The following is a 12,776-nucleotide window of genomic DNA, read 5'->3' as shown; positions in this document are numbered from 1 at the left end:
GAAAATTTTTTGTTTTTATGGTGAAATTTTGATTTTTTGTGATTTTGCTTTCGTCTAAATCGAATGAAAAAGTTTGAAATTTGTCGGTTTTAGAATTTTGTGACTTTGAAAATTGGCTGTTTTTGAATGAAATATTATAATTGAATGGAAATAATTATAGAAAAATTCGATGATTTTTGAAAAAATAACCCGTGAGGCGTAGCGGCCCCCCCTCTTTAGGTGCTCTTGAATAAAAAAATGGCAAAAAAGGAACAATTTCTGGTTTCGGCCGTTTTTATAGGTAGATAGTACTTGGAGGTACAAATGGATATGAATCTTCTACCGCGCGAAAAACTCGCGGCGCATGGTGCTGCTGCGCTTTCGAACGAGGAACTCCTGGCCCTCATATTGGGGAGCGGGACTCAAAAGTGCGATGTATTCGAGCTCTCGCGCCATATTTCGGATTACCTGTCTGCGGCGACCCAGGTCCCGACGATTGAATCCCTGTGTCGCATCCGGGGGCTTGGGAGGGCTAAGGCAACGCAAATCCTTGCCTGTCTCGAGCTTTCCGGACGTTATATTTTGAGCGCGAAAGCCGTATCGGTAATGAGCCCCGAGGATTTGCTTTCGAGGCTAGCCTACATGAAATACGAAGAGCAGGAGCACCTGGTTGCGGTGACGCTCAATTCTGCAAACAATGTCATCAATGTTCACGAGTTGACGACTGGGCTTGTGAATCAGACTCCGGTGCACCCGCGGGAGGCCTTTGTAAAGGCGATTGAGGACCGTGCGGTGGCAGTCATCTTTGCGCATAACCATCCGTCAGGTTCGATAGCGCCCAGTGAGGAGGATTTCGCCATTACGAGGGTTCTTTGTGCGGCGGGGAAGATTGTCCAGATTCCCGTGATAGACCACATCATTATTGCAAAGGGCGGTTTTACCAGCTTGTGTCGCGAGATGCCGGAGCTGTTTGAGGGATGTTTGCGTTGATTGTGCAACCATTTTTGTAAAAAGATATAAACAATGGCAAAAAAAGCCGTAAAAGTGTGTTTTTTATCGCTTTTTGAGGGGACTCGTGAAAAAAAAGCTTTATTAAAAGTTATATTATGTGCAGTTTAGTTTAGGGATCACCCTTTTTAAGGAGACTCTATGAAGAGAGTAGTTACTGGGTTGGCTTTGGCCTTGGCAGTACAGGCCTTTGCTGACCATCCACAAACGATTAACAAGACCGGTTTTGTCGGTGTAAATAAAACTCAATCTGCTCAATCTCTCGGGCATGCCAAGCTGTCTTTCTATGCCTTGATGGATGCGACTACGGACGTGGAGAATATTGCTCCGACGGGCGTCTCGGAATATTACATTGGCCAAGAACCCACTCTTTCGTATAACACGCTTATGCGTCAGGGTATGGTCGAAGATTACATTGCCTTGGGAGCCCAAATCGGCTTCGGCATCGGTCTTTGGAATATCGTTGACTTGGGCGTGGGTATCCCCGTTTATTACGATAAGTTCACTGTGAATAATACGGGATGCACTCCTGGCTTCTACGGGGTTGATTCCACTTCTGGAATGAGCTATGGCTGCCAGGCGGGACAGATTCCCAGTACCGATATCGGCTATATTGGCAATATCAAGGGAAACGTCAAGTTGAGGATTCCTCTTCCGGACGAACAGCCCATCGACATCGCCATTTTCGGCGAGGGTGATTTCGGCACGTCGAACCCGGCCAAGGATGGTCTCTGGATTCGTGAGGCTGAATTCATCCACAAGACGGGTGGAACTGCCGAAGCTTACGGAACCCGCGCAACCGTTATCAAGGGCGGCTTGGCATTGACGCTCGACTTTGACAAGATCGACGCGATTCCGCTTCTCATCCACGGAAACGGTGGTTATGTCTATTCCATGAACGAAGACTACCTCTCGTATCCGTATGCGACGGGCGCCTTGGAAATTTACTTTGCGTCCTTCCTCTCGATCTTTGGCGAATACTACATGATTTTGCCTTTCATGCAGGACGCGTTCAAGGATGGCGTCAAGCTCGATGTCAAGGACATTACGGGCGCAATCGTGTTCCACTTGCCAATCGGCCTCGATATCCATCTGGGCGGATCTTATTCTCTGGGCAAGGGCTATGCGGACGACTCCACGAAGTACACTACTGTCCGCGCGATGGAAAACGATGTCCGTATCCTCGAATACAAGACGACGATCAATCCGAAGTATAAAGTCTACGGCGGCATTACCTGGAGCGGATTCCTCGTTCCGCAGGACCGCGACGGCGATGGCGTGAAGGACAACGAAGACAAGTGCCCGGATGACTTTGGTCACCGTCTGAACCAGGGTTGCCCGTTGGGCAATCCGGATGCCGACGAGGATGGCGTTTGCGATTCCTGGGTGGCCGAGAAGGGCTTTGAAGCTGAATTCCAGGATGTGTGTGAAGGTATCGACGCCTGCCCGAACGAACAGGGTGAAGGCGAAGATGGTTGCCCGCTCGATGAACCGGATCCGGATAAGGACGGCGTTTGCGATGCTTGGGTCTCCAAGAAGAAGATGCTGAAGAAGTTCAAGGATGTGTGCGAAGGCATCGATAGCTGCCCGGCCGAAAAGGGTACTGTCGCCAACAAGGGCTGCCCCGAAGATAATCCGGACCCGGATTCCGATGGCATGTGCTCTCCGTGGGTGACCGACAAGAGCAAACTCGCTGAATTCGCGGGCGTCTGCAAGGGATACGATATGTGTCCGGGTGAAGCCGGTCCTAAGGCGAACAAGGGTTGCCCGTGGGATGATCCGGATAGCGACGGTGACGGCCTCTGCGACGAGTGGGTGACCCAGAAGAAGATGGGCTTCTACTTCGAGAAGGCTGCCGAAGACGACAAGATCAAGAACGAATGGTTCATCGAGAAGACCTGTAAGGGTATCGACAAGTGCCCGACCGAATTCGGTCCGGCCAACAACGAAGGTTGCCCGCTTGGCGAACCCGATACCGACAAGGACGGCATCTGTGACGAATGGGTGACGCAGAAGAACATGCTCGACCAGTACGATGGCATCTGCTCCGGTATCGACAAGTGCCCGACTGAACCTGGTGAAGCTTGGGCCAACGGCTGCCCGATGGATAATCCGGATATTGACGGTGACTCCCTCTGCGCCGGCTGGGTGACCGAGAAGAATATGCAGAAGCAGTTCAAGGACATCTGCCATGGCATTGACAACTGCCCGACCGAAAACGGACCGGAATGGAACAAGGGTTGCCCGGCTGAGAATCCGGACTCCGACGGTGACGGCCTCTGCGATTCCTGGGTCTCCAAGCAGAAGATGCAGGATCAGTTCAAGGATGTCTGTAAGGGTATTGACCGCTGCCCGGATGAAGCAGGTCCGGAATGGGCTAAGGGTTGTCCGTCTGATGACAATCCGGATACCGACGGAGATGGCATCTGTGACGCCTGGGTGACCAAGAAGAAACTGCAGGATCAGTTCAAGGATATCTGTAAGGGCATTGACAAGTGCGAAGAGGAACCGGGACCGGAATGGAGCAAGGGCTGCCCTGCCGACAATCCGGACTCCGACGGCGACGGTCTCTGCGATGCTTGGGTTTCCAAGAAGAAGATGCAGGATCAGTTCAAGGATGTCTGTAAGGGTATCGACAAGTGCCCGGATGAAGCTGGTCCGGAATGGAACAAGGGTTGTGCCCTGGACGACGATCCGGATGCCGATAAGGATGGCGTCTGCTCTGAATGGGTGTCTACCAAGAAGCTCCTCAACCAGTTCAAGGATGTCTGTACTGGTCTCGACCGTTGCCCGGATGTTGCGGGTGACGATGGCCACGGATGCCCGAAGAAGGCTGTCGAGAAGCTCACCGGTGTGACCTTCAAGCCCGGTAAGGCAACTCTCGAATCCAACGCCAAGAACATCCTCAAGGCTGTTGCGAAGAAGCTGAACGAAGACGATAGCTACAAGGAACTGAAGATTGTTATCCAGGGCCACACCGATAACAAGGGTAAGGACAAGACGAACCAGAAGCTCTCTGAAAAGCGTGCTAAGGAAGTCATGAAGACCCTTATCAAGTTCGGCGTGAAGAAGAACCGCATCAAGGCCGTGGGGCTCGGTGCAAGTTGCCCGGTGGATGACAACGAAACAGCCGATGGCCGTGAGATGAACCGCCGTATTGAAATGCACTTCGCTACGCCGGAAAACGACGGCACCAAGTGCGAATCCGAATTCGCTCAGTAAGATTGAACGGCAAATAGATTTAAATCCCTGGCCCCTGCGGGTCGGGGATTTTTATATTTGAGGCATGACAAGACTTGACGAAATTCTGCAGTCCCTCGGGGCGTCGAACCACGACCTGGTGGAAAAGCTTCCGGCCAACCTGAACCACAAGATGGTGCAGAAAGCGCGTTTGGGTAAGAAACCCGTGCCGAAACACACTCAGGATTTGATATTGCAGGCGCTGAACATGCTGATGCGTGAAAAGGCTGTCGCCGAGGACAAGGCGGTTTGCCAATATAAACGTGTGGAAATATTCCCGGCGGAGCCGGAAACGTGAGCTTTCTGATTCCACTTTTTTTATAATTTGGTTATATGCGACAGTACCTAGACCTACTTCAAGATATTATCGATAACGGCGTGGACCGTTCCGACCGTACCGGCACCGGCACCCGTAGCGTTTTTGGTCGCCAGACCCGCTTCGACCTTTCGAAGGGATTCCCGTGCCTCACGACAAAAAAGTTGCATTTACGCTCCATCATTCACGAACTGCTGTGGTTCTTGAAGGGTGATACGAATATCAAGTACCTGCACGACAACAAGGTGACCATCTGGGACGAATGGGCCGACGAGAACGGCGACCTTGGCCCGGTATACGGCCACCAGTGGCGCAGCTGGCCGACTCCCGATGGCGGCCACATCGACCAGATCCAGAACTTGATCAACAGCCTCAAGAACAATCCCGATTCACGCCGCCACCTGGTGTGCGCCTGGAACGTGGCCGAAGTCGACAAGATGGCGCTTCCGCCGTGTCATTGCCTGTTCCAGTTCTACGTGGGCGGAGTGGGTGCATCTGGCAAGCGCAAGCTCAGTTGCCAGCTTTACCAGCGCAGCGCCGACATGTTCCTCGGGGTGCCGTTCAACATTGCTTCGTACTCGCTTTTGACGTTGATGCTTGCGCAGGTGTGCGATTATGAGCCGGGTGAGTTCGTCCATACCTTCGGTGACCTTCACCTGTACAGCAACCACTTTGACCAGGCTCGCGAGCAGTTGTCGCGCGAGCCGCGCAAGCTTCCGACCATGAAGGTGAATCCCGACGTGAAGGATCTCTTCGAATTCAAGTTCGAGGACTTTGAACTCGTCGATTATGACCCGTGGCCGACCATCAAGGCTCCCATCGCGGTATAGGCTGGGTGATTCGGTATGCTCGTTTCTGCTATCGTTGCTGTTTCTAGGAATAATGTCATCGGTCGCGATGGACACCTCCCGTGGCACCTGTCTGCCGATCTCAAGCGTTTCAAGGCAATTACAACTGGTCATTCGATTATCCTCGGCCGCAAGAACTACGACGACATCGGACGTCCGCTCCCGAACCGCACGAACTACGTGCTTTCGCGGAATACGGCGTTCGAGGCTCCGGGGTGCACGGTGTGCCGGAGCCTCGGGGAGGCCTTGGAAAAGGCCTCTGCCGCCGGAGAAACGGAATGTTTCATCATCGGCGGCGCCGCCGTATACCGCGAGGCGATGCCGCTTGTGAAAAAGTTGTACCTGACGCGTGTGCTTTCCGATGTCGAAGGCGACGTGTACTTCCCGGATTGGGGTGATGGATGGCACAAGGTGAGCGAAGAGGCTTTTGCTGCCGACGAAAAGAATGATTTTGAAACTTTGTTCGAGGTCTGGGAACGATAAGATGCAGAAGGGAATGGACGTCTCCAGAGTAATCAAGAAGATTTTGGCGAGGCTCCTGACGCTAGCCCTGTTGCTGTTCTTTATTGCTGTGCTCTTGATTGTCCGCGATAACGGTATTTCGCCTTCTATCACGCATCTCAAGTGTGCTGGGAGCATTTTGTACAAAGGGGAAACGTTCGAAGTCCCTTCAATTTCGAACTATGTGCTTCCTGAAAATATGGCGAAGGGTGATGCAGTCACTTTAAAGTTCGCGCTCCCTTCGGAATTGAAACCGAAAACGGTTCTTCGGTTCAAGACTTACCATATGATGGTCGAGGTTGTCGAGGACGGACGTGTCGTCTATTCATACGGCAAGGAAAAACAGATGAAGGGACGCATGGTGGGAAGCGGATTCCATTATGTTGTCTTGAACCAACAGGCTTCGAAACATCCCCTGGAAATCCGTTTTGTCCATGCTATCGAAGGAAATCTTTCCGCATTTTCCGAATTTGATTTGCTCCCGGCCCAATATGCCAATAGCGATTATTCGTCGCGCCATGTAGTTGCACTTGCGGTTGGCGTATTCCTTCTGCTGTTTGGCTTTTTGTCCGTGCTGATAGGGATTGGGATCAGCTTCCATGGAATCCGGGGGTTCCGTGTCACCATGATTGGATTCCTTTCGTGTTCGCTTGGAATATGGACATTGTGTTATCAGAAACTGCTCCAGATTGTCTCGTACAACTTTGCTTTCAATACGACTCTGGAATACTTCAGCCTCTATTTTGCGCCGATTCCGTTTTTCTTGTTGCTGCTTGACATGCGGAAAGGTAAAATCGCCAGTTGGAAATGGTGGGGAACTTTTGCATTTGTGGCCGTTGAAGTTGCGTTCCTCCTGGTAACGACGTTTCTCCATGCGCTTAATGTGGTATGGTATCCCTTCTCGCTACCGTTCTTCCATGTGTTTGTTGCGATCGCCTTCTCGTATCTCCTGTTCTTTGGTGTGCTCTACAACCGCAAAATCGATTTGTCGGGTAAGTTCCTTACCATGGGCGTCGTGGTGTTCGGTTGTGTCGCGCTCCTCGACTTGATGCGCTACCATTTCTGCAAGTATTTCTTGATAGATAACCCGATTCTTGATATGACGTGGATTCCCTTTGGGACCCTGCTGTTTGTCCTTTGCCTTGTGCTGAGTTACATCATTTATCTCTTCCAGTTGCTAGAGTCCAAGGCCGAAAAGGATGTGCTTTCGACGATGGCGTATGTGGATTCCTTGACGGGACTTTTCAACCGTGCCAAGTGCCAGCAGATTTTTGGATTCCTGGACAAGTCTCCTGCCGACTATGCAATCGTGAGCATTGACATGAACGGCCTCAAGCTCGTGAACGACAAGTACGGCCACATGGCGGGCGATACCTTGATCAAGGCGTTCGCGAACGTGTTCAAGCAGTCGCTCGCCGGCATAGGGACTGCAATTCGCATGGGTGGCGACGAGTTCCTTGCGATTGTCCGTAGCGAACATATTGCGGAAGTAGAATCGTCGCTCGCAAAGCTTTTGCAGTTGCAGAAGGATTGCAAGGAAGAACTGCCTATTCCGCTGGAAGCCGCCTATGGAGTGGCCTACCGTAGGGAATGTGGTGAGAACGCTACGGCGGAAATGGTTTACCAGGAAGCCGACAAACGCATGTACGACATGAAGTCGCACATGAAGTCTAATCTGGTCCGCAAGTAAATAGTTCGATTGCTTAGTTTGTCTGCGACATTTCGCGGGCAAGCTCGATTAGAGTCTGCACGCCGAAACCGGTGGCGCCGTATTCGGTGTACTTCCACTTCTTGGTCGAAAATGCGGTGCCTGCGATGTCCCAGTGCGCCCAGGCGGTATTCTCGGGGACGAATTCCTGCAGGAATAGTGCTGCGGAGATGGCTCCCGCGTCGCTTCCCGTATTCTTGAGGTCGGCGAACTTGTCCTTGAGCGCATCGGCGTATTCTTCTTCGAGCGGCATGCTCCAGAATTTTTCGCAGCAGGCTTCGCCGCAGTTGATGACCTTGAGGGCGAGATCGTCGTCGTTGCTGAAGAATCCGGCGACGGCATAACCAAGTGCGCGGACCATGGCTCCGGTAAGTGTGGCGAGGTCCACGATGTGCGTCGCTCCGATTTCGCCCGCTTCGGCAAGTCCGTCGCTGAGTACGAGCCTGCCTTCGGCGTCCGTATTGTCGACCATGACGGTCTTGCCGTTCTTGGCCTTGAAAATGTCGCCCGGGAGGACGGACTTGTTGCCGATTGCATTTTCGGCGAGGCAGCAGACGGCGCTTACGTGAATCGGAAACTTGAGGGTGGCGATTGCCTGGATGGCGGCGAGCGCGGTTGCGGCGCCACTCATGTCGCTGATCATTTCGGGCATGGATTTGGGCGGCTTGAGGCAGAGTCCGCCGGTATCGAAGGTGAGGCCCTTGCCGACAATCACGAGGTGGTCCTTGGACGTGCGCTTGGCGGGCTTGTAATCGAGCGTAATCATGTACGGCTCGTGCGAGCTGCCCTTTCCGACAGTCACGTGGCCCATGAAGCCTTCCTTTTCGAGCTGCTTCATGTCGCGCACCTTCACGGTAAGGCCCGGAGTGTATTTCGCGATGGTCTTTGCGTTTTGAACAAACTCGGCGGGGTAGAGGTCGGCGGCGCAGGTGTTGATGAGGTTCTTCGCGAGCACGATCGCCTTGTTTTCGATGGCGACTTCTTCGGCAATCTTCTTGAAGGCGCCTGTGCGGTCACCCGCGACAATCTCGTAGATCACCTGGAAGTTGGGCTTCTGCTTGCTCTTGTAGGCGTCGAACTTGTATTCGGCGTAGTGGAGCCCGTGGAGGATGGCCTTGAACTGTTCGTCGGCGGCATCGGCAAGGAAAAGGCTGACGCAGGCAATCTGTTTTTTCATGGCGCGGCCGGCAAGGCGGTAGGCGGCCATGCGCAGGTGATCGAGGGCGGAAAGGCCGCGCTCTTTTGCGGCATCTACGAAAAATGTGGGCTTGGCGTCGATTTCGAGGTATTCCAGGTCTTCGAACGGACCATCCTTCATGCCATTGAGGACGGTTTCGGCCTGGGCGTTGCCGGTTTCGGTCAGCACGCTGGAAAACTGGATGGACTGCTTGACAAAAAACAGCGCATAGGCCTTGCTTTCGGAGGCCTTGGCGGATTCGGTGGTGACAATGTTCAATTTCATGTCCATAAAGATAGCAATGTGCTGTTCTGCGAAATGAAAAAAATGCTATAATGTTGAATGTTAGAACTAGTTGAACTTAAAAATGGAGTGCAAGATGAACCTCAAATTTTGCGTTACCGCTATCTTTGCGCTTTCTGCAGCCGTATTTGCTGCAGATGCGGCAGTTCCTGCTGAAGTGGCTCCTGCTGCGGAAGAGGCTGTTGCTGAAAATCCGGCTCCGGCAGCACCCGAACCGGGCGCTGCCGAAGTTGCCGCTCCTGGAACGGCCGAATCTGTCGAATCAGCTCCGCAGCCGGCAGAACCGGTTGTTGAGCCAGCCGCCGAACCTGTTGCAGATGCGGTTGCGGAACCGGCGCCCACCGAGGCCGAGCCTGTGATGGATGGGGAAGTCCCTGCACCAAGGGCAGTGCGTGGCGTCCCGGCAGATGCTCCTGCGGGTTATCCCTATGCAGAAGAAGCGAAGCCCGCGCCCGAGGCTCCGGCATTCCGTCGTCCTGATCCTGTCCCGATGACGTTCTCTGCCGGTGTCCAGGCCTTTATCGGGATGAGTAACCTGTATGACAATAATTGGGACCTTAACGAGTCCTATGACGGTGTCGAATGGAAGGCGGGTGCCTTTGTCCTGATTCCGCTGAACGAATATACCATGGGATTCAGGATCGGCGCTTTCTACAGTCGCAGCGAGACGAGCGCCTCGTATGCCTATACGAGCGACCTTTCCAAGGAAGCCCATGTGAAGTTTAAACAGGACAAGGTCGATGTTCCGCTCCTGTTTGTCTTGAAGCCGACATATTCCCGCTTTACTATCGACATGGGTGCGCAGGTATCTATCCCGGTGCGCGATGAGTTCAAGTATTCCTATGAGAAGTCGAACGGGGACCAGGTAAATCGCAAAGCCGACATGATTGATTTGGATTACCGTGCGTCTATGGATTTTGCTCTTGTCTTTGGCTTTAGCATCCGCGCGAACAAGTACTTGTCCTTCGATCTACGGACGGATTGCGGATTCTCGAACAATTACGAGGGTGTACCCGGCTGGCGCATCAACGATTTGACTCGCACCTCCCTGATGCTTGGCCTTTCCATTTACGCTTTTTAAGCAGGTTTAATTCTTGTTTATGATTCTTCCGATTTTCGCTGTAGTCCTGGGATTGGGTGTCCTGGTATGGAGTGCGGACAAGTTTGTTGATGGTGCGGTAGGTGTCGCCAAGTTTTGCGGCATGTCTACGCTCCTTATCGGTATGGTTATTGTCGGGTTCGGCACCTCCGCTCCGGAGATGGTCGTCTCGGCGATTTCTGCCATGCAGGATGCTCCTGAACTTGCACTGGGTAACGCATACGGGAGCAACATCGCAAACATCGCCCTCATTCTCGGCGTGACAGCGATTATTTCGCCCGTCATCGTGGTGCGGAAGGCTCTCGTGCGTGACCTGCCCGTGTTGATTGCCGTTACGGCTGTTGCCATATTCCAGGCGATGGACGGCTCCATCAGCAGGCTCGACGGTATTGTCGTGCTGCTCGTTTTTGCGGGCGTGATGACCTTCAATGTCGTGAGCGAACTTCGCCAGAAAAAGGGTGCCGCTGCGGAAGAAACGGTTGCATCGGAATCGGGCGAGAGCGAAAAGCTTTCTCTCGGAAAGTCTATCCTGTGGCTTGTGCTCGGGCTTGCTCTGTTGGTGGCAAGTTCCCGTGCGCTCGTGTGGGGGGCGGTAGAAATCGCGCGTGCTCTCGGCGTGAGCGACTTGCTGATTGGCCTAACCATCGTTGCCGTGGGTACCTCGCTCCCGGAGCTTGCGAGTTCCATTGCGGCTGCCCGCAAAGGCGAAAACGACCTTGCCATTGGCAACATTATCGGGTCGAACCTGTTCAATACGCTCATGGTGGTAGGTATCGCAGCGATGATTGCGCCGATGCATTCCTTCAGCGCTTCTATCCTGAGTCGTGATCTGCCGGTTATGGCCGTGCTGACTGTTCTCCTGCTGTTGTTCGGGCTCCCTGTCCGCAAGAGCAGAGTCGGTGCGGATGGCAAGCGCATTGGCCGCATCAACCGCCTTGAAGGTACCGTGTTTCTCGTTGCCTACGTGGGCTATATCGGCGTGCTTATTGCGCAGGCGACCGGAGTCTTGAAGTAGCGTGCTTTTCCATTCCTGGTATTTCATTCTGTTTGCGGTCGCTGTCGTAGGGCTATACTACGCGGTTCCCGTGGGCAGGGAAAATGCCTGGGGCGGCAAGTTCCGTCGCATACTGATTCTTGTTGCGAGCCTCTACTTTTATGCGGTGTGGCGACCCGAGTACCTTGCGCTTATCCTTGCGACAATCGGCGTGGATTACACGATGGCGCGCTTTATCGAAAGGTTTGGCCGGAGTGCGGATGGCCCTTTTGAAGGTTTGCCCGGCGCGGATGCTAAGGCGAATATTAAACGGCGCATCGCGCTTGCAGTTTCGCTGTGCTTTGACCTCGGGCTTCTTTTTGCATTCAAGTACCTGGGATTCTTCGAGGAAACGTGGAATGCGGTTGTTGCCCCGTGGATGGGGAAGCCTTTGGACTTGCCCAAACTGTTGCTCCCGATGGGGATATCGTTCTATACGTTCCAGAGCCTGAGCTACGTGATTGACGTTTATCGCGGGAAGATTCCCGCATGCAGGAACATCGCGCAGTATGCGTTGTACGTGACGTTCTTCCCGCAGCTGGTGGCCGGCCCTATCGAGCGTGCTCCGCACTTGATGCCGCAACTTGCGCTCGAGCACCGCTTCGATTTGGGCGACTTGCAGGCGGGCATGTTCCGCATATTGCAGGGGTTCTTCAAGAAGGCCGTGCTGGCAGACCACCTGGGCGTATTCGTGGATGCGGTGTTCAACGGTGTTGCTGCGGGCCAGGTGTCGGACTTGTCTCCGGTTGAACTGATTCTTGCGGGCATATTCTTTACCTTCCAGATATACTTTGACTTCTCGGGCTACTCGGATATCGCTATCGGCATCGCGCGGATTTTTGGCGTGCGGCTGATGGAAAATTTCAACGCGCCCCTGCTTGCGACAAGCATTTACGACTTCTGGAAGCGCTGGCATATTTCGCTTACGAGCTGGTTCCGCGAATACGTGTACTTTAGCCTCGGCGGTTCGCACAAGGGACGCCCGCGCGCTATCGTGAACGTGCTTGTCGTATTTTTCTTGAGCGGGCTCTGGCATGGTGCGGCATGGACTTTCGTGGCGTGGGGCGTGTGTCACGGTGTCGCGTATGTGCTGGAACGTCCGTGGCGCAAGCTCCCGGTAAGGCACCCGTGGCTTGGCCGCATAAAGACGTTTATTTTGGTCGTACTGTTCTTTACGGTGTTCCGTGCGCCGGATTTCGCATCGTGGGTCAACTACATTGTCGGCATATTTAATTTCGGACCGTTTGAAAACCTGGCGCAAGCGTACATTGTTCCTCACGAGGATGCTTACCTGAAAGGTCCTCTTATGTTGTGCGGTGGAAATTGTGCGCATTCGCTTTTCTGTGTCGATAACGATGCTGTGCATATTCCTGCAGCCCTTGCTGTGCTTGCGGGCCTTTTGATATGGGGTATCCGCTCGCTTGTGACTCGCGGTGGAACTCGCGGCTGCGTCGTGGGCGATGAGCCCGGTGTATGGCGCTGGACATGGTGCCTTGTCTATCTGTTGGCAATCATTTTCCTCGGCCGCTTTAGCGGGCAGGGATTCATTTACTTCCAGTTCTAG

At 53.4% G+C, this 12,776-nt stretch carries 10 protein-coding genes; 9 read left to right on the top strand and 1 reads right to left on the bottom strand.

Annotated features, from left to right (window positions below):
• The first annotated feature begins 303 nt into the window (after positions 1–303).
• From radC to B4A77_RS04835, 6 genes are all read left to right on the top strand, one after another.
• Complete coding sequence (gene radC / locus B4A77_RS04860) at positions 304–969, top strand: RadC family protein (protein WP_290738818.1); 666 nt, start codon at positions 304–306, stop codon at positions 967–969.
• 159 nt (positions 970–1,128) lie between these two features.
• Positions 1,129–4,209, top strand: a complete 3,081-nt coding sequence (locus tag B4A77_RS04855) for an OmpA family protein (protein ID WP_290738814.1) — start codon at positions 1,129–1,131, stop codon at positions 4,207–4,209.
• Positions 4,210–4,273: 64 nt separating this feature from the next.
• Entirely contained in the window at positions 4,274–4,525 is a 252-nt protein-coding gene (locus B4A77_RS04850) for a hypothetical protein (RefSeq protein WP_173381982.1), read from the top strand.
• A 35-nt stretch (positions 4,526–4,560) separates the two neighbouring features.
• Positions 4,561–5,373, top strand: coding sequence for a thymidylate synthase (locus B4A77_RS04845; RefSeq protein WP_173381981.1), 813 nt, complete (start codon positions 4,561–4,563; stop codon positions 5,371–5,373).
• 15 nt (positions 5,374–5,388) lie between these two features.
• Positions 5,389–5,874, top strand: a complete 486-nt coding sequence (locus B4A77_RS04840; protein WP_173381980.1) for a dihydrofolate reductase — start codon at positions 5,389–5,391, stop codon at positions 5,872–5,874.
• A 1-nt stretch (position 5,875) separates the two neighbouring features.
• Positions 5,876–7,582 (top strand): histidine kinase N-terminal 7TM domain-containing diguanylate cyclase, encoded by a 1,707-nt coding sequence (locus B4A77_RS04835; RefSeq protein WP_290738812.1) that lies wholly within the window; start codon positions 5,876–5,878, stop codon positions 7,580–7,582.
• A 13-nt stretch (positions 7,583–7,595) separates the two neighbouring features.
• Here B4A77_RS04835 and B4A77_RS04830 read toward each other — a convergent pair whose 3' ends face one another.
• Complete coding sequence (locus B4A77_RS04830) at positions 7,596–9,062, bottom strand: leucyl aminopeptidase family protein (protein ID WP_290726895.1); 1,467 nt, start codon at positions 9,060–9,062, stop codon at positions 7,596–7,598.
• 94 nt (positions 9,063–9,156) lie between these two features.
• On the opposite strand from B4A77_RS04830, the gene B4A77_RS04825 reads away from it, so the two are divergent.
• The 3 genes from B4A77_RS04825 to B4A77_RS04815 are packed head-to-tail and all read left to right on the top strand — an operon-like array spanning position 9,157 to position 12,776.
• Entirely contained in the window at positions 9,157–10,161 is a 1,005-nt protein-coding gene (locus B4A77_RS04825; RefSeq protein WP_290726893.1) for a porin family protein, read from the top strand.
• Between the two features lie 19 nt (positions 10,162–10,180).
• Positions 10,181–11,194, top strand: a complete 1,014-nt coding sequence (locus tag B4A77_RS04820) for a calcium/sodium antiporter (protein WP_290738809.1) — start codon at positions 10,181–10,183, stop codon at positions 11,192–11,194.
• Position 11,195: 1 nt separating this feature from the next.
• A complete protein-coding gene (locus B4A77_RS04815) occupies positions 11,196–12,776 on the top strand; it encodes an MBOAT family O-acyltransferase (protein ID WP_290738806.1) in 1,581 nt (526 codons plus the stop codon).

The sequence above is a fragment of the Fibrobacter sp. UBA3718 genome (assembly GCF_002371935.1).
In the GTDB taxonomy this organism is placed as follows: domain Bacteria; phylum Fibrobacterota; class Fibrobacteria; order Fibrobacterales; family Fibrobacteraceae; genus Fibrobacter.
Note: the sequence above shows the minus strand (reverse complement) of the source record. Positions and strands in the feature narration are given on the sequence as shown.

Bases quoted from the DNA above. Each gene is read 5' to 3' on its own strand.
- B4A77_RS04855 (WP_290738814.1), top strand. From the start codon at position 1,129: ATGAAGAGAGTAGTTACTGGGTTGGCTTTGGCCTTGGCAGTACAGGCC.
- B4A77_RS04850 (WP_173381982.1), top strand. From the start codon at position 4,274: ATGACAAGACTTGACGAAATTCTGCAGTCCCTCGGGGCGTCGAACCAC.
- B4A77_RS04825 (WP_290726893.1), top strand. From the start codon at position 9,157: ATGAACCTCAAATTTTGCGTTACCGCTATCTTTGCGCTTTCTGCAGCC.
- B4A77_RS04840 (WP_173381980.1), top strand. From the start codon at position 5,389: ATGCTCGTTTCTGCTATCGTTGCTGTTTCTAGGAATAATGTCATCGGT.
- B4A77_RS04820 (WP_290738809.1), top strand. From the start codon at position 10,181: ATGATTCTTCCGATTTTCGCTGTAGTCCTGGGATTGGGTGTCCTGGTA.
- B4A77_RS04830 (WP_290726895.1), bottom strand. From the start codon at position 9,062: ATGAAATTGAACATTGTCACCACCGAATCCGCCAAGGCCTCCGAAAGC.
- B4A77_RS04845 (WP_173381981.1), top strand. From the start codon at position 4,561: ATGCGACAGTACCTAGACCTACTTCAAGATATTATCGATAACGGCGTG.
- radC (WP_290738818.1), top strand. From the start codon at position 304: ATGGATATGAATCTTCTACCGCGCGAAAAACTCGCGGCGCATGGTGCT.
- B4A77_RS04835 (WP_290738812.1), top strand. From the start codon at position 5,876: ATGCAGAAGGGAATGGACGTCTCCAGAGTAATCAAGAAGATTTTGGCG.